The 15,670-nt window shown below is 69.0% G+C and carries 20 protein-coding genes; 8 read left to right on the forward strand and 12 right to left on the reverse strand.

Annotated features, from left to right (window positions below; translation table 11 throughout):
* Nucleotides 1-69: 69 nt before the first annotated feature.
* Both F4560_RS13055 and F4560_RS13060 read right to left on the reverse strand, forming a co-directional pair.
* The gene (locus tag F4560_RS13055; protein ID WP_184919875.1) at nt 70-1,410 is read right to left on the reverse strand and encodes a YVTN family beta-propeller repeat protein; all 1,341 of its coding nucleotides are present in this window, start codon (nt 1,408-1,410) and stop codon (nt 70-72) included.
* Nucleotides 1,411-1,538: 128 nt separating this feature from the next.
* On the reverse strand, nt 1,539-2,141 hold the full coding sequence (locus F4560_RS13060; protein WP_184919877.1) for a superoxide dismutase family protein: 603 nt from the start codon (nt 2,139-2,141) through the stop codon (nt 1,539-1,541).
* A 173-nt stretch (nt 2,142-2,314) separates the two neighbouring features.
* Here F4560_RS13060 and F4560_RS13065 point away from each other — a divergent pair, with 173 nt between their 5' ends.
* The gene (locus F4560_RS13065) at nt 2,315-2,827 is read left to right on the forward strand and encodes a hypothetical protein (RefSeq protein ID WP_184919879.1); all 513 of its coding nucleotides are present in this window, start codon (nt 2,315-2,317) and stop codon (nt 2,825-2,827) included.
* A gap of 3 nt (nt 2,828-2,830) precedes the next feature.
* Here F4560_RS13065 and F4560_RS13070 read toward each other — a convergent pair whose 3' ends face one another.
* Together F4560_RS13070 and F4560_RS13075 are read right to left on the reverse strand one after the other, a co-directional pair.
* Complete coding sequence (locus F4560_RS13070) at nt 2,831-4,864, reverse strand: endo-1,4-beta-xylanase (protein WP_184919881.1); 2,034 nt, start codon at nt 4,862-4,864, stop codon at nt 2,831-2,833.
* Nucleotides 4,865-4,978: 114 nt separating this feature from the next.
* On the reverse strand, nt 4,979-5,884 hold the full coding sequence (locus F4560_RS13075) for a hypothetical protein (RefSeq protein WP_184929744.1): 906 nt from the start codon (nt 5,882-5,884) through the stop codon (nt 4,979-4,981).
* A gap of 93 nt (nt 5,885-5,977) precedes the next feature.
* Here F4560_RS13075 and F4560_RS45550 point away from each other — a divergent pair, with 93 nt between their 5' ends.
* Together F4560_RS45550 and F4560_RS13080 are read left to right on the forward strand one after the other, a co-directional pair.
* Nucleotides 5,978-6,103, forward strand: a complete 126-nt coding sequence (locus tag F4560_RS45550) for a hypothetical protein (protein ID WP_281391906.1) — start codon at nt 5,978-5,980, stop codon at nt 6,101-6,103.
* A 27-nt stretch (nt 6,104-6,130) separates the two neighbouring features.
* Complete coding sequence (locus F4560_RS13080) at nt 6,131-6,799, forward strand: alpha/beta fold hydrolase (protein ID WP_184919883.1); 669 nt, start codon at nt 6,131-6,133, stop codon at nt 6,797-6,799.
* Between the two features lie 6 nt (nt 6,800-6,805).
* Here F4560_RS13080 and F4560_RS13085 read toward each other — a convergent pair whose 3' ends face one another.
* Nucleotides 6,806-7,258: a hypothetical protein gene (locus F4560_RS13085; protein WP_184919885.1), complete on the reverse strand. Its 453-nt coding sequence runs from the start codon at nt 7,256-7,258 to the stop codon at nt 6,806-6,808.
* 121 nt (nt 7,259-7,379) lie between these two features.
* Here F4560_RS13085 and F4560_RS46110 point away from each other — a divergent pair, with 121 nt between their 5' ends.
* Nucleotides 7,380-7,895, forward strand: coding sequence for a zinc ribbon domain-containing protein (locus tag F4560_RS46110; protein WP_184929117.1), 516 nt, complete (start codon nt 7,380-7,382; stop codon nt 7,893-7,895).
* A 253-nt stretch (nt 7,896-8,148) separates the two neighbouring features.
* Nucleotides 8,149-8,736 (forward strand): RDD family protein, encoded by a 588-nt coding sequence (locus tag F4560_RS13095; RefSeq protein ID WP_184919887.1) that lies wholly within the window; start codon nt 8,149-8,151, stop codon nt 8,734-8,736.
* On the opposite strand, the gene F4560_RS46115 is transcribed toward F4560_RS13095, so the two are convergent.
* Both F4560_RS46115 and F4560_RS13105 read right to left on the reverse strand, forming a co-directional pair.
* Nucleotides 8,644-9,015, reverse strand: a complete 372-nt coding sequence (locus tag F4560_RS46115; RefSeq protein WP_312869291.1) for a hypothetical protein — start codon at nt 9,013-9,015, stop codon at nt 8,644-8,646. The genes F4560_RS13095 and F4560_RS46115 overlap by 93 nt on opposite strands.
* A complete protein-coding gene (locus F4560_RS13105) occupies nt 9,012-9,494 on the reverse strand; it encodes a hypothetical protein (RefSeq protein ID WP_184919889.1) in 483 nt (160 codons plus the stop codon). The genes F4560_RS46115 and F4560_RS13105 overlap by 4 nt, the downstream gene beginning before the upstream one ends.
* Before the next feature lie 145 nt (nt 9,495-9,639).
* Between F4560_RS13105 and F4560_RS13110 the strand changes: the two genes are divergently transcribed.
* Nucleotides 9,640-10,512: a helix-turn-helix domain-containing protein gene (locus F4560_RS13110; protein ID WP_184919891.1), complete on the forward strand. Its 873-nt coding sequence runs from the start codon at nt 9,640-9,642 to the stop codon at nt 10,510-10,512.
* A complete protein-coding gene (locus F4560_RS13115; RefSeq protein ID WP_184919893.1) occupies nt 10,509-10,697 on the forward strand; it encodes a DUF397 domain-containing protein in 189 nt (62 codons plus the stop codon). Before F4560_RS13110 ends, F4560_RS13115 begins: the two co-directional genes overlap by 4 nt.
* 106 nt (nt 10,698-10,803) lie before the next feature.
* Here the strand turns inward: F4560_RS13115 and F4560_RS13120 are convergent, their stop codons facing one another.
* The 4 genes from F4560_RS13120 to F4560_RS13135 all read right to left on the reverse strand — a co-directional run bounded on the left by F4560_RS13120 (nt 10,804) and on the right by F4560_RS13135 (nt 13,206).
* Nucleotides 10,804-11,103, reverse strand: coding sequence for a hypothetical protein (locus F4560_RS13120; RefSeq protein WP_184919895.1), 300 nt, complete (start codon nt 11,101-11,103; stop codon nt 10,804-10,806).
* A 4-nt stretch (nt 11,104-11,107) separates the two neighbouring features.
* Nucleotides 11,108-12,481 (reverse strand): hypothetical protein, encoded by a 1,374-nt coding sequence (locus F4560_RS13125; RefSeq protein WP_184919897.1) that lies wholly within the window; start codon nt 12,479-12,481, stop codon nt 11,108-11,110.
* On the reverse strand, nt 12,481-12,759 hold the full coding sequence (locus tag F4560_RS13130; protein ID WP_184919899.1) for a hypothetical protein: 279 nt from the start codon (nt 12,757-12,759) through the stop codon (nt 12,481-12,483). The genes F4560_RS13125 and F4560_RS13130 overlap by 1 nt, the downstream gene beginning before the upstream one ends.
* A 174-nt stretch (nt 12,760-12,933) precedes the next feature.
* Entirely contained in the window at nt 12,934-13,206 is a 273-nt protein-coding gene (locus F4560_RS13135) for a hypothetical protein (RefSeq protein WP_184919901.1), read from the reverse strand.
* A gap of 291 nt (nt 13,207-13,497) precedes the next feature.
* On the opposite strand from F4560_RS13135, the gene F4560_RS13140 reads away from it, so the two are divergent.
* Nucleotides 13,498-14,643, forward strand: a complete 1,146-nt coding sequence (locus F4560_RS13140) for an acyl-CoA dehydrogenase family protein (protein WP_184919902.1) — start codon at nt 13,498-13,500, stop codon at nt 14,641-14,643.
* A gap of 22 nt (nt 14,644-14,665) precedes the next feature.
* Here the strand turns inward: F4560_RS13140 and F4560_RS13145 are convergent, their stop codons facing one another.
* Nucleotides 14,666-15,592, reverse strand: a complete 927-nt coding sequence (locus tag F4560_RS13145; protein ID WP_184919904.1) for an NAD(P)-dependent alcohol dehydrogenase — start codon at nt 15,590-15,592, stop codon at nt 14,666-14,668.
* Between the last annotated feature and the right edge of the window lie 78 nt (nt 15,593-15,670).

The following is a 15,670-nucleotide window of genomic DNA, read 5'->3' on the forward strand; positions in this document are numbered from 1 at the left end:
GGAGCCGCTGTCGGCGAACCGCCCCGGACAGCACGGCCGAATTCGGTCGCGCGCCCTCGTGCCGGCCCGCTACCAGCGGTGCCAGTAGACGGTGGCGTTGGGGCCGCCGTAGAGCACGAGGTTGGAGTCGCTCTGCACGACCATGCGGTCGGCCGCGGTGCCCCAGGTGTTGGTGTGCCACTTCGCTTCACGGGCGGCGGTGTAGACGACGAAGTTGCCGTCGGTCTGGAGGGTCGCGTGGGTGGCGCCGGAGCCGTCGGTGCGGCTGTGCCACAGCGGGTCGCCGGTCGCGCTGTACAGCACCAGGTTGCCGTCCGCCTGCATGGTCAGCCTGAACCTGCCGTCCGGCGAGGTCTTGGACTGGCCGATGTCCAGGCGGTCGCCGCGCGCCAGCCGGTGGTCGGCGACGTCGATGACCGAAACGTACTGGCCCGCCCGATGGAGCACGTAGGCTTCGTCGCCCTTCGGCGTGATGGCCACGGTCCCCAGGTAGCGCCCGACCTGCCTGGTCTGGGCGACCGTGTTGGTGGCCACGTCGATCGCCGTCAGGGTGTCCCCGTCATAAGCCGCGACATGGACCTGGCGACCGTTCGGTGCGGCGGCCACGCCCATGGGGTTCCCGGATGTGTCGATGACGGCTTTGACCGAGTTGCCGGCCGTCGCGATCATGTACACCTTGTTGCCCTGGTAGCTGGTGACGTACACGCGCAGGCCATCCGGCGTGATGGCGAGGTGGTTGGGAGCGGTGTCCAGCCGCACGGTGGCGATCACGCTGTCCGTCGCGGTGCTGACCACCATGACGCTCTTGGTGTGGAAGTCCGCGATGTAGACGCGGGAGCCGTCAGGTGTGACTTTGACGTCTGTCGGGCCGTTGTTGCCGATGTAGACCCAGCGGGCGATGTAGGTCGCGGTATCGATCACCGCCAGGTAGGTGTAACCGACGACGTAGACCTTCTTCCCGTCCGGCGTGACGGCGACCGCTCTCGGTGACGTCAGCGGGTCCACTGAAACAGTCCTGACGACCTCCCTGGTCGAGGTGTTGATCACCGATATCGAACCTTGATCGGTGCTGTGGTTGCCGGCGTTCGCGACGTAGGCGGTGCGGCTGTCCGGGCTGAAGGCGATGCCCTCGGGCTGCGTGCCGACGTTGATGGTGCGGACGACCGTCTTGCTGGCGGTGTCGATGGCAGACACCGTGCGGTCGTACGCGTTGGTGACGTACGCGTGAGCACCGTTCGGGCTGATCGCGACGGCGATCGGATTGCTCCCGACTGTGATGTACGGCGGCGGCCACTCGGCGGCCGTCGCCGCGGTGGGCACCGCCGCGGTCAGGCCTGCGATCAGGCCCGCGCTCAGCAGCACGCCGAGCGCGCCTGACCTTGTCCTGGTTCTTCGCGTGTGACCGTGCATCGCGTACTCCCCCATCAGCCCATGGGCCGGGCGTCGAGCCGCGGCCCGTCGACAGCGCCTCGGCGCGATCGTGCGCCCGGCGTGTCGGATCTTGCCAGACGGACGGAGGGTGGCGGGCGCGAACGAAGTCAGCGGAAGGGGGCGGTGAAGCAGGCCACCCGGCCGCCCGCGCTGCCCGCCCGGCCCTGTTCGGTCGCCGTCTTGGGTTGTTCGTGCAACACGATCGAGGACGGCACGCGGTCGTCGAAGACGAACGGGACCGTGGTCTCCGCCGAGCCGTTCCCCTGGCCGTCGGTGGTGAGGTCGAGCCAGATCTCGTTCTGCGGGTTGGCGTAGGCGGGGTCGACGGACGGCCGGTCCGGTGTCGCGGCGGGGTCGATCTCGTGCTGGTAGTGCGGGCCCGCGTCAGTGCCTGTCACGCCGCACGGCTCGGTGTGCGCGTGCACCGCGTAGCCGCGATCGGGCTGGAGCAGTTCGACCGTCAGTCGCACGGTCGTCGCGCCCGCGCCTTCCATCACTTCCAGTTCCAGCTGGGCTCCGGGAGGGGCGGCGGCCTGGTCGTACGTGAACGCCGTGTCGGCCGAGTCGACCGGAGCGAGCACACCGATCTGCCTGCTGGTCACCTTCGGCTCGGACGCCCCGGTCCGCCCAGGCTCCGCCGGTTCACCTCCGCAACCCACGGCAGCGCCCACCACGGCGCACAGGCCCGCGACGACGATGACGGTGCGCATGCCCGCGGCTCCCTTCGAGGTCGGTCACCGTCCGACTACCCCCGTCACCCGCCGTGTAACCGCGGCACACCACTCGGCCGGGTGGATTCCCGCTATTCCGAAGATGGGCGGGAAACCTCCGGTCGCCAACGCCGCACGACCCACAGCGGCGCACCGCGACAGAGGGGATTTCGATGAGTACCCGCACGTTGATCGCCGTCCTCGCCTGCACGGCGGCGTTCCACGCCCCGGTAGCGCACGCCGACCCTGGCGCCAAGATCGCCTGCGGCACGACGGCGGAAGACCGCGTGACCTCGCGCAGCGAGACCGACGTCAGGTCGCAGTCCTGGTTGGACGCGCGGGTGCCGTACAGCCAACAGTCGTGCCACCAGAACGAATACGGCAGCTACCGCACCGACTGCTCCGGCTACATCTCGATGGCGTGGGGCCTCACCCACTCCCGGACCACGGTCACCCTGCGGGACGTCTCCAGCGAGATCCCACGCGCCGACCTCCTGCTGGGTGACGCGCTCGTCAACACCAACCACGCGGCGCTGTTCGTCCGCTGGGCCGACGACGCGAAGTCGGAGCCGGTCGTGCGCGAGCAGACCGGCCCCGACGGCGCGCCACCGGTGGAGCGGAAGTGGTCGGCGGCAACGGCGGACGCCTACACGCCCGTCCGCTACCACCGGATCACCGAGAACTGAGCGTCACCTGATCATGGCCCGGCAGCTCACCCCGTTCAGGGTGTACGCGATCGGCTTGACGTTGCGGTCGGCCCAGGTGCCGAGGAACCCGAACGTCACCGTGCCGGCCGGCGCGATGGTGCCGTTCCAGGACGCGTTGCGCACGGTCACGTTGGCGCCGTCCTGGGTGTGCACGCCACCCCACAGCTGGGTGATCTGCTGACCGGCGGAGTACGACCAGGTGAGCGACCACGGGCTGATGGCGTTCGCGGTCCCGTTGGTGACGCGCACCTCGCCCTGGAACCCGCCCTGCCACTCGCTGACGACCGTGTAGACCACAGTGCACGGTGCCGGCGGCAGGCTCGTCGTGGTCGTCAGCGTGGCGGTCTTGCTGGTGGTCGTGGTCGAGCTGGACGTGGTGGTCGTCGTGGTCGTGCTCGTGGTCGAACCAGAGGTGGTGGTCGGTGTGGTCGTGGTGGTGGTCTCGCCGATGCGGCTCGGGTCCACGACGCCCCAGTACGCGTCCTTGGCCTGCAAACGCGTGTCGAACAGCAGCGGGTGGTCCTTGCGGGTCACCGGGAAGCTGTCCAGCCAGGTGCCGTCGTCCGCCAGGCCCCACAGCGTCACCGAGCTGATCTTGTCCGAGTGACGCTTGTACAGCTCGAACATGTCGCGGTAGCGGTAGGCCTGGGTGAGCAGCACCTCGCGCGGCGGCGTCGGGTAGGACTGGCTGTTGTCGGTGTAGATCGAGATGTCCATCTCGGTGATCTGCTGGTCGATGCCCAGCGGCGCGAACTTGGTCAGCATCGCCTCGGTCTCGGTGACGGACGGCCACTGCACGTTGATGTGCATCTGGTGACCCACCGCGTCGATCGGCACGCCCTCGGCACGCAGCTTCACGACCAGGTCGTAGAGCTTGTCGCGCTTCGACGGCACGTTGGTGTTGTAGTCGTTGATCACCAGCTGGGCGTTCGGCGCGACCTCGCGGGCGACCCGGAACGCGGTGCGGAGGTAGTCCAGCCCGGTCAACTCGAACCACTTGCTGCGGCGCAGCCCATCGGCCTGGTTCTCGTCGATGACCTCGTTCACCACGTCCCACACGGGGATGTCGGCGCCGTAGTGGCCGACGACCGCACGGATGTGGGCGTCCAGGCGGGCGAGCACGAGGGCCTTGTTCTCCGGCGTCGCGGTCATGTCGTTGCCGGCGGCGTCCTTGAACACCCAGGCCGGGGTCTGCTGGTGCCAGACCAGCGTGTGGCCGCGCACAGCCGAGCCGTTCGCCTTCGCCCAGTTGACGAGCGCGTCCGCGTCGGCGAACCGGAACGTGCCCTCGGTGGGCTCGGTGGCGTCCCACTTGAGCTGGTTGCCGGGGGTGATGGAGTTGAAGTGCTTGGCCAGCAGCTGCCCGTGGTTGTTGAGGATCTGCGCGTTCTCGACCGCCGCGCCCACGGTGAAGTGGTCGGCCAGCACGTCCTTCACCGACGGGATGTGGGTCTGGATCGGCGGCAGCGGCGTGTAGGACATCGAGAAGTCGTCGATGTGCAGCGAGGCGGTCTCACTGGCCGCCTCGACGTAGGCGGTGAGGAAGTCGACGTCGGCGGCGAGCGTGTACGAGCCCTTGAGGTTCGCCCAGCCGTCGGCGGTCACCGCGGTGCTGCTGACCACCTGGTCGTACGACGGGGTGCCGGCGGTGCGGCGTTCGACGGACACCTTGGCGCTCGTGCCCGTTTGGCCCGCGGCCAGCCGCACCCACACCGAGAACTCGTAGCGGACGCCCTTCTGCGTCTTGTCCAGGATGCTCAAGGAAGGGCCCTGCCAGCCGGCGGTGCGACCGGTGACCGCGAGGCTGTGCGTGCCGCTGTGGGCGACGGCGGTGCTGGGCGCGACCACCTCGCTCGCGCGGGCCGTCCAGCCTTGTGTCGTGCCGTCGTCGAACGTGCTGGAGACGACGACTACCGGCTCGTCGGCTGCTGCGGTCCGGGGGCTCGCTTGCGCTGCGATCGTGACCAGTCCGGCCAGGACCGAGGTCGCGAGCACACCGGCGAGAACTCTCCTCATCGAGAATCCCTCTTCCGTCGGGGCGATTTCTGGGAGCGCTCCCAGAACATCTCGCCCGGACTATAGGCAGCCTCGAAGGCTGCCGCCCAGCCGCCGTTCAGCCCAAACGCCCGACTACTCGCAGCCGGTGCCGTCGCCGTCCCTGTCCAGGTCGTACTCGTCCGGGCCCACGACGGTGATCGGGCCTCGCACGTACGCGGGACCGTTGCCGCTTCCGCCCGCGCAGTCGACGTCGCTCGCGTAGGGCACACACGGCTTGTAGCTGGGGTGGCAGCCGTCGTTGGGCGCGGGTGCGGGGGCGGGGGCCGGCGGGGGCTGCGGAGCTTGTGTGGCCGGATTGGGTTGCGGCTGCGGTTGCGGGTTCGGCTGCGGTTTGGGCTCCGGATTCGGAGCGGGCGCAACCGTGGTGGTGGTGGTGGTGGTCGTCGTCGTTGTCGTCGTGGTGGTGGTCGTAGAGGTCGTGGTCGGCGCGGCGGTGGTCGTCGTGGCGGACGCGGCGGACGTCGTCAGTGCGGCGGACGGAACCTCACCGGTCTTCGGGTCGGACAACGCGCCGATCACGACGAACAGCGCCACCACAGCACCGACGGCGATCAACACCTTCCGACGTGACCGGCCCTTGACCGGCAGTGCGGTCTGCCGGGGTGACGCGATGACGCCCGAGGGGTCGCGCGGCAGGTAGAGCACGACTTCCAGGCCACGGTCACCACGCCGGATCACGGCCTCACACCCCGGCGTGCCGCCACCGTCGATGACCTGGCCGACCACGTCCGCGTAGCGCCGCGACATCAAGTACGTCAGCTCGCCGACCCGCTGCCCGTCCAACCGGACCTCGATGGCGTACTGGCCGCGGTACTTGCCCGCGCCGATGACGCACCACGCCAACGAGACCGCGACTCGCCGTCGTCCGGGCTCGACGGGATACCGCGCCAACCACGCCTGGTGGTCTTCCTCCCCAGTCACGACGACCGGGACCCCGGCCTCCAGCATGACCAGGCCTAACGCCGAGTTCTCCACCATGCACTCCCGCCAACGGACGTATGTAAGCCGCTCATCGGCGCAGTTCCACCGCCCGTTACCCGGACAAGAGATCACCAAGATCTCGGAGCCGACATGACCACCCCTGCCGTCGAAAGTCCGACCTCGACCACACCCACCCCGACCACACCCTCGCCCGCGTGCCATGTCGCGTCCCATGAGGACATGGGCATGATGGGCGTCCTGGAGGTCACCGGATGAGGCCTCACCGGAGAAAGTGAACTGATCATGGACATCCTGCTCGTCGCCGGCCTGTGGCTCGACGGATCCGCCTGGGACGATGTCGTGCCCGCGCTCGAAGCGCTCGGCCACAACCCGGTGGCGATCACCCTGCCGGGCCAAGGTGACGGAGCCACGTCAGCGACGCTGGACGAGCAGGTGGCAGCAGTGCTCGCGGCCGTCGACTCCGCGTCCGGAAAGCCCGTGGTGGTAGGACATTCCGCCGCCGCGACCCTGGCGTGGCTGGCCGCCGACGCGCGACCGGAGAAGGTGGCCAAGGTCGTCCTCATCGGTGGCTTCCCGGCCGGCGACGGGAAGCCGTTCGCGGACTTCTTCGAGACGACGGACGGCGCCATGCCGTTCCCGGGCTGGGAACCGTTCGAAGGTCCGGACTCCGTCGACCTGGACGACGAGGCCAGGGACCGGTTCGCGGCCCGCGCGATCCCCGTGCCGGAAGGAGTGACCAACGGCGTGGTTCGCCTCACGGACGAGCGCCGTTTCGACGTACCCGTCGTGGTCGTGTGCCCGGAGTTCAGCCCCGAGCAGGCGCGGGAGTGGATCGGTGACGGCGACCTCGCCAGGGCCGCGCGGCTGGACTTCGTCGACATCGACTCGGGCCACTGGCCGATGTTCACCAAGCCGGTCGAACTCGCCCGGATCCTCGCCGCCGAAGCGTGAACGCTGCTACGAGGCCGCCATGAGCAGGCCCATTTCGTAGACGAAGAGGGTGCACAGGTAGGTCGGCAGTGAGATGAGCAGGACCGCCCAGTACGGCAGCGGCATGCGCCGGGTGATGAGCCACGAGAGCAGGGCGGAGACGATCACCGGGATCGGCATGTGGAAGGCCAGGTAGTCGACCACGGCGCCGGCGGTGAGCGGGTTCTGGTTGGGGACGGCGAAGGTCAGCACCACGAACACCACGATCCCCGTCAGCAGGTGCGCCGCGAGGTACTTGAGGAACGGGATCTGCGGCCGGTCCGGTGCCGGTGTGCCCTTGCCGCCCCGCCCTGCACCGCCGGACTGCCCCGCACCGCTGACCTGCCGGGAACCGCCGGCTTGCCCTGGACGCGACCGTGCGGGACGTGCCTGGCCGGGACGCGCCTTGCCCCGGCGGGCGGCGTTGGGATCCGAGTTCATCTGGGCTCCTGTCGGTGGATACCCCGGTGTTCACGCCGGGGAGGAAACCGATGCTGTCGACCGCATCGGCGAGGCTCAGTTGCAGGGGTGTTAGATGTGATGCGTGTCGTCGGTGTCGGTGGTGAGGCGGGCGTTCCGGTTCCGCTTTTATCCGTCTGCGGCGCAGGAAGTGGAGTTGTTGCGTACGTTCGGGTGTGTGCGTCTGGTGTACAACCGGGCGTTGGAGGCCCGCACTGCGGCGTGGTTCGGCGAGCAGCGCAGAGTGAACTACGAGCAGACCTCGGCGCTGTTGACGGAGTGGAAGAAGACCGACGGCCTGGGGTCTCTCAACGAGGTGTCGTCGGTGCCGTTGCAGCAGTCGCTGCGGCACCTCCAGACCGCGTTCACCGCGTTCTGGGAGAAGCGATCCCACTGGTACGGCCGCGACCTGGTCGTGGTCGACCGCTGGCTGCCCAGCTCGAAGACCTGCTCGGCCTGCGGGCACCTGATGGACACGCTGCCGCTGCGGGTGCGCGAGTGGACCTGCCCCGGCTGCGGGGCTTCGCACGACCGCGACGTCAACGCCGCGCGCAACATCCTGGCCGCCGGGCGGGCGGCCACAGCCTGCGGAGCCGGAGTAAGACCGACCCGACACTAGTCGGCGAGGCATCCGACGAAACCTCCCTTCCAGGGGAGAAGAACCAGGAACCGGCGGGCGCGAGCCCGACGGGCAATCCCCACCCGTCAGGGAGGGGAGGTTGTCAAGTCCTTGTCCCTCTGGTCGTGGACCCCGGATCCTACGTCCGGGGATCCACGGACCCGCCGGCCGCGTCTCAGGTCGTGCGCAGCACCCGATCCCGGATTCGAGGTGGTGCAGAATATCGCCAGTCCCGAACCGACAGGAGAGTGTGATGGTCGTTCCTCACGTCGGCCGGCCGCCGACCCGGCTGGAGATCGTCAGGAGCGAGGCGGTGCAGACCGTCGGGAAGCAGGACGCGAGGCGCGTCGAAACGTTCAAGGACGGCACCCTGTACGTCCGGGCGAGCGGGTGGCAGCAGATGGGGACGTGGGTGGTCGACTTCCTGGTCTACCTGCTCGGCGTGATCATCGGCATCGTCGCCGTCTCCGTCCCGTACAGCAACGGGGCCATCGACGACAACCAGCTCGTCCTGTTCCTGATCGCGCTGTTGTTCCTGGTGCCACCGCTGTACGGCATGTTCTACGGCAATGGGCGTGGGCTCGGCGCGGTGCTCGCCGGCACTCGGCTCGTGCGCGCCGCCGACGGCAGTCGGATCGGTCTCAAGGGCCCGTGGGCGATGACGACCAGAACTGTCCTGCTGCCGTTGCTGATGGTCGTCCTGTTCGCCGGCGCCCTCTCCGGAGGCGGCTTCTCGTCACCGGGTGGATCACCGGTCCGGACCGGAATCAACGACCGTGCCACCCGCCTGCTGCACGCCGCCGGCTTCCGCCGAGTAGACGACGTTCGCCTCCCCTACTGACACCCCTGCGTCTACTGACACCCCTGCCTCACGGTCCCCGATCCGCTCGACCGCGAACAGGTCGGCGAACTGCATCGGCGCGAGTGCGGTCAAAGCGCCACCGATGAACGCCGGTCCAGGCTGGAGTTCACCCTGCCGCACACGCGCCACAGTGGACCGGTTGACCTCCATCGCCCTGGCGAGCGCGTAGTCCGACTCGAACCCGGCCAACGTGACGGCCCGGCTGAACAGGCCGGCACGCAAGTGGACGGTGAAGCCCACGGCGCGGCCCCGGTTCACGCCGACGACAACGGCAGCCCAGCCGCCGCGTCCGACATCCCCACCGTGTACGTAACGCGATCCATGGCGTCCACGGCCTCCGTCATCGCCTGCTCAGCGGCCTCGGCGGCAGTCTGCGCCGCCGAGGCCGCCGTCTCGGCCCCGGCCGCCGCCTCCCGCAGCCGCGCCGCCTGCACGACATCCCCGGCGCGGTCGGCGGACTCGGCCCGTTCCAGCGCCAGTTCCGCCGCACGCCGTGCTTGCGCCCCGGCGTCGTAGGCGCGCTCGACGATTCGCTCGGCAGCGTCGATCGCCTCCATTTCACCAAGTGCAGTGGCGATGTCCCCGCGCAATGCCAGCACATGCGACTCGTGCAGCGTGACCTCGATCGCGGTGCCCAGCGTGAGGAACACGGTCCGCCCGAGGCTGCCGTACAACCGCACTGGCGCGGTCGCGTCCGGGCGCAATCCCATGCTCGACACGATGCACTCGGTACCCATTTCGACTCCTGATTTTTCGCTGGGCTGTGAGATCGTTTGGGGCGGAGCCGCACCAGCGGAGCCACCCTCTGCCGATAGGCTACGGTGGAGCGGCTACAAGATCTAGTCATCCAATAGGGTGACCCCGTGCCGAAAGGATGGCCACGTGCCGCTATCGACCACTCCGACCGTGGTGAAGCGCTACATCGGATTCGAATTGCAGCGCCTTCGTGAAGCGGCCGGGAAGAGCCAGCCCGAGGCGGGCAAGGAGATCGACACGAGCAAGGCCAAGATCAGCCACTTCGAGTCCGGCCGGAACCTGCCCAGCCTGCTGGAAGCCGAGGCGCTGCTGAACTTCTACGGCGCACCGGACCTGATCGACCTGTTCAAGGACCTGATCGTGCAGGCACGTGAGGCGAAGTCGTCCTTCGATCTGGACCCGTCGCTGGACCTCGCGCCGGGTTTCTCGATGTACGTCGGTCTTGAGCAGGGTGCAAGCCGGATCTTCACGTACGACGCCGTAGTCGTGAAGGGCATCCTCCAGTGCCGTCGGTATGCTGAGGCGACGATTCGCGGCTACCTCGGCGGCGAGGATCTGTCGGACGACCAAGTGCACGAGTTGGTCGATCTCCGGATGCGGCGACAGAACGTCCTCCACCGCACCGAGCCACGTCTGGATGTGGTGGCGGTCATCAACCAGGGAGTGCTGTACCACCAGGTCGGTGGCCCGGTGGTCGCCGCTGAACAGCTCGCCCACCTGCTGAGCACCGCCGAACGGGACAACGTGACGATCCGCGTGCTGCCGTACGACATCGGTGCACATCCTGCTTTGCACGGACCGTTCACGCGGCTGGAGTTCCCGATCCCGCGCGATCCGGGTGTGGTCTATCTCGAAGACCTGGTCGGCGGGCGGTACAGGGACGACACTGAGGACATCGACAGGTACGCCGACGTCGGTGACCGGCTGCTCGAACTGGCACTGCCCGAACGCGAATCCCTGTCGTTGATCGACACCATCCGGAGGGAGCTAGCACCATGAGCGACACTTGGACCTGGCGAAAGTCCAGCCGGTCCGTCGGTAACGGGGACTGCGTCGAGATCGCCCGCCCCAGCACTTCCGAGGTGGGCCTGCGCGACTCGAAAAACCCGGACGGCAGGCACCTACGGGTGTCCCAGACCGCGTTCGGCGCGTTCCTGACCACGATCAAGAGCACCAGCGCCTGACCTGATCACCCGAACAACGACGCCCCGGCCGTCACTACCGGCCGGGGCGTCACCCAAGATCTGGTCGGCGCGCCGCCCACCAGCCGACAGCGCCCCGCCCAGTGAACTACCGGCGGCCCCGCGGGGCCGGGTCCTCGTCCCAGTCCGGCTCGAAGTTGAACTCCTGTGGCCCTCGTGAACTCGGTGGCGCGGCGGCGTCGCGGCGGTCCTCCGCCCTGCGCTGGATCGCGGCGACGCGCTCGTGCCAGCGTCCCGTCAGTGCCGCGGACTTCTCCGCACCGGCCTTCTCCGCCGCATAGCACCGCTCGGCCCTGGCCGCGATCCGGTCCCGGTTTCCGGCGATCCGGTCGGCGAACTGCGCGCGCATCCGCTCGACGCGCTCCTCCCGCATGCTCTCCCCGATCATCCCGCTATCGCCCCCTCGCGCCGTTGGACCCGGAACCGGCCTGTGCTCCCTGAACGAGCATCTCCCGCATCACGCCGAGGATCTCCTCGAACCCCTCGTCAGTGGCGTCGCAGACATCCCAGAAGGCCTCGACCTTCGTCTCCACCACCGGCACCAGGTTGCCGTCGCACCACTCGGACGCCGACCGCTGCACCTCGGCCTTGACGTCGTCACTGATGTCCAGGCACTCCTGGTCGGCCGGTATGCCGAACTGCGAGGCCACGTACAGGATGTCCCCCTCGCTCGCGCCTCCCTTGGCGACGGTGACCAGCCGGCCGACGACGTCGGGGCTGATTCCGTTGATGGTGGAGGTGAACAGGCCGTTCACGGTCTGCGCCTTGGTCACGCACATCTGCTCCAGCGCGCTACGCACCTCGTTCAGCACCGTGCCGGCGTTGTCCAGCTCCTTCATCAAGGTCCTGGCCTGGTCCACCGCATCGTCATAGGTCAGCGAGGCGGCTTCGGCGGCCTCCCCCTCCCAAGCGGCGAACAGGTCGCGCTGGGCCGTGGTCAGCTCGTCGACGTGGCGCTGGAGGCTGTCGACCGCACGTGAGTACTGCTCGACCTGGTCGCTGATGCGCCTGAACACCACTTCACGCTGCTCGTTGTACCGGGCCTTGAGGATCCACTTGTCCGCGAACGGATTACCGGTCAAGGACGTGCCGCCGCCACCCTTCGAGTCACGGGCGCCCGCCCTGGACCCACCACCGCCGCTCCGGTACCGGCAGTACTTCCCCCAGAACAGCCGGAAGAACTCCAGTCCGATCTCGCCGGAGTCGAAGATCTCCTCCGAGCTCGCGGCACCGGTGCTGCCCGTGGCCTTCAACTGGTCCGCATAGGACTGGAGCCGCTCGCCGTTCTCTCGCTGCTCTTCTACCTTGTCCGCATATCTGCGCTCGCTCGCCGCCTGGTCGATCGCGGCCTGCATATCCGCGCTCGGGTTGCCGGACCCGGGCAGCGCGCCGGGACCCCCGGGGTTCTCCTCGCCGTACGTCGCGATGGTCGCGGCGTCGTTGACCGCCTGGCTCAACGCGTCGTTGCCGATGGCGTTCGCGGCGTAGTTGTCCACGTACTCCTGGGCGTCGTACTCCTCGATGTAGTCCTTGACCTCATCCGGCACGTTGTCCGGGTCGAACCCGGTCCGTTCCTGTATGAGGACGTCACCCCAGATGTAGCCCGTCGCGTAGTCGTAGCTCCACGCGGCGATGAGCTCCCGTTTCGTCTCGTCGGAGACGTCGGGGTCGTCGAGGATCGCCGTGATCTCCTCGTCGGTCGGGCTGACCTGGCCGTTCGGGCCCGCCGGCCGGTACCTCGCCTTGGCCTCGTCCCACCAGGCCATCACTCGCCTCCGCCGTGCAGGCCGTCGAACCGTCGCACGCCGCCCGACTCGTTCTCGTCGTAGACACCGGCGGTCTCCCGCAGCAGGCGGGTGATCTCGTCGACCTCACCGACCAGCCGGTCGGACAGATTCGCCAGCTCCCCGCTCGCGGCGAGGTACGCGGCGCCGTAGTCCTGGTAGCGGTCGCCGCCGAAGTCCGTCGGGGCCACTACGACGTGCGCCAACTGCCCGGTCACTGAACTCAGCCCGGTGCTGATGCCCGCGACCTCGTCACTCACCCCCAGCAGCGTTGCCGTATCGACTTCGTAGCCCACGCGATCCCCAATCGTCCCGCCTTCACGTGAAAGGCTCCACTCGGGACGCTAGTCAGCACCGGGACCCGACTCTGTCAGGTGAACACCTGACAGGGTGCACTCGACGCGGACTCCACAGTGGACGGACGAGCGGGCCGGCTAGTCGGTGTCGCGGGCGTTGAGGTACATCACGAGCGGCACGGTGACGACGATGAGGATGGCCGCGCCCATGAGGGCTTCGGACACCCGGGCGCGGGCGTCTTCACCGCCGGTCGTCCAGACGGCCACGCCGACGGCGACGAACCCGGCGAAGACGGGGCCGATGCACAGGACCCCACGGCGGTAGCTGCACCACCAGGTGCATCCCCCCGGCTGCTGATGACGGCACAACGCCTCGCCCCGGATGTCGTGGGGCAACTGAACGGCGCTCACAGCTTTGCTCCGCAGAGTTGGCACTGGTTGCGCCCTGGCGCGGTGGACGGGACGTGCCGCCCAGTGGCGGACGCCGGGCACTCAGCGGCCATTCTGACCGGGTTGGATCCGGTTACGTTCTCCACGCGCCCGAGTGTCGCACAGCACACTCGCCCGTGTTTCGCACGCACTGACCCGACGAACTCGGGTCTGCCCATTCGGGTCGAGGAGGCCACGCGAATGGACGCTCCGGTTCGACCATCGACAGTGAGAGGATCGTTACTGAACGTAACTTCCGCAGGAGGTTTGCCGATGAGTTCCGACGTCCTCACCGCCATCCAAGCCCTCTCGCCACAGCTCACCGACGCCGCCGACCAGGCCGACGCCGAACGCCGACTGGCCGACGACACCGTGGCGGCGATGCGGGAGACGGGCGCGTTGCGCATCGCCACCCCCACGCGGTACGGCGGCGGTGAGGCGACGGTCCGCACGCACCTCGACGTGGCGGCCGAACTGTCCGCGATCGACGGCGGCGCGGGGTGGGTGGCGTCGCTGTGGAACGGCGGCGGCTGGATCGTCGCCCAGTACCCCGAGCAGGCGCAGGACGACGTGTGGGGCGCCGATCCCGACGCCCTGATCAGCGGCACCCTGAAGCCCAGCGGCCCGGTCCACCGCGTGTCCGGCGGCTACCGGCTCAGCGGCGGCTGGAGCTACGCCTCCGGCATCTGGCACGCGACGTGGGGCTTGGCGGCCGTCGTCCTCGATGACGGTCCGGCGATCCTCCTGGTGCCGCGCGAGGACTACCGGATCGTCGACGAGTGGCACATGGCCGGGATGAAGTCGACCGGCAGCAACCGTTTCGTGGTGGAGGACGCGTTCGTGCCGGACCACCGCGTGCTCCGGCTCGGTCCGCTTGTGGGCGGCTCGAACGTCACGCCCGCCACCCCGACCACGTACCGCGCCGCGTTCGTGGCGACGCTCGTGGTGATGCTCGCCGCCCCGCTGCTCGGGCTGGGTCGCGCCGGTCTGGCCCACGTGATCAACGCCGCCGACCGCAAGGCCATCGCGTACACCGACTTCACCCGACAACGCGACTCGGTCGCGTTCCAGCTCCAGGTCGCCGAGGCCGCCACCGCCCTGGACACCGCCGAACTGCACGCGTACCGGGCCGCCGACACCCTCGACCAGCACGCCGCCGCGACCACGTACCCGTCCGACCGAATCCGCGCCCGCTGCCGCGCCGACGCATCCGTGGCCTCCCGCAACGTGACCCGTGCCCTGGAAACCCTCGTCTACGCGCACGGTTCGAGCGGCTTCGCCGACGCGAGCCCTCTACAGCGGATCTGGCGTAACGCCAACGTGTCCGCCCGCCACGGAATGCTCATCCCCCAGGTCAACCTGGAGTTCTACGGCGCGGCGCTGGTGGGTGCGGAGAACACCGTGAGCCCGTTCGTCTGAGCCCTCACACCACTGATCCCCCTCACACCACGCGGATCACGTTCTTCCCGCGCACGCCACCGGCTTCCAGCGCGCGGTGGGCTTCGGCGACCTCCGCGAGCGGGTAGACCGCGTCGACCACCGGCCGGACCGCACCGCTCTCGACCAGTGCGGTGAGGTCGGCGAACAGGTCGACCTCGGGCCTGCCGCTGAAGAACCGGACGCGGCGCGAGCCGAACACCGTCGACGCGAGGAGGTAACCGACGTCGGCGGCCGAGCGGAAGGCGATGCCGACCATGCGTCCACCGGGGGCGAGCAGGCGGCGGTAGGCGCGGGGCGTGCTGCCGAAGGTGTCCAGGACGACGTCGAAACGGCCGAGGTCGGTGGGGGCGGTCCGGTAGTCGATCGCCTCGTCGGCGCCCAGCTCGCGCACGAAGTCCAGGTTGCGCTCACCGGCCAGGGCGGTGACGTGTGCGCCGTACGCCTTGCCCACCTGCACGGCCACGCTGCCGACTCCGCCGCTCGCCCCGCGCACGAGCAGGCGTTCACCCCTGCGCAGCTTCGCCTTGTCGCGCAACGCGGTGATGGCGGTGGTGCCGACGCCCGGCAGCGCGGCGGCGTGGACCAGGTCGAGTCCGACAGGGCTGAGCGCGAGTTGGCGCGGGTGCACGGCGACGTACTCGGCGGCACTGCCGAACGGGAAACCCGGCAGTCCTCCCCACACGTGCGCGCCGGGCTCGAATCCCGGACCGGACACGACCTCGCCCGCGAAGTCGATGCCGACGCGCTTCGGGAACTTCCGGCCGAGCAGGAGCTTGAGCTTCCCGGACCGGGCCATCACCTCGCCGCCGTTGACGCTGGCCGCGTGGACCCGGACCAGCACGTGGCCCGGCGTGACCACCGGGTCGGGCACGGCGCCCTCGTACAGGACCTCCGGCGGCCCGTACCGGTCGAACAGCGCTGCGCGCATTCCGCACTCCTGAAGTAAGTGGAAGGTGCCCTCCACTTCGACGTTAACACGACAAACGGAAGGCACCCTCCACTTGAG

Origin of the sequence: Saccharothrix ecbatanensis (assembly GCF_014205015.1) — a bacterium.
Lineage (GTDB): Bacteria > Actinomycetota > Actinomycetes > Mycobacteriales > Pseudonocardiaceae > Actinosynnema > Actinosynnema ecbatanense.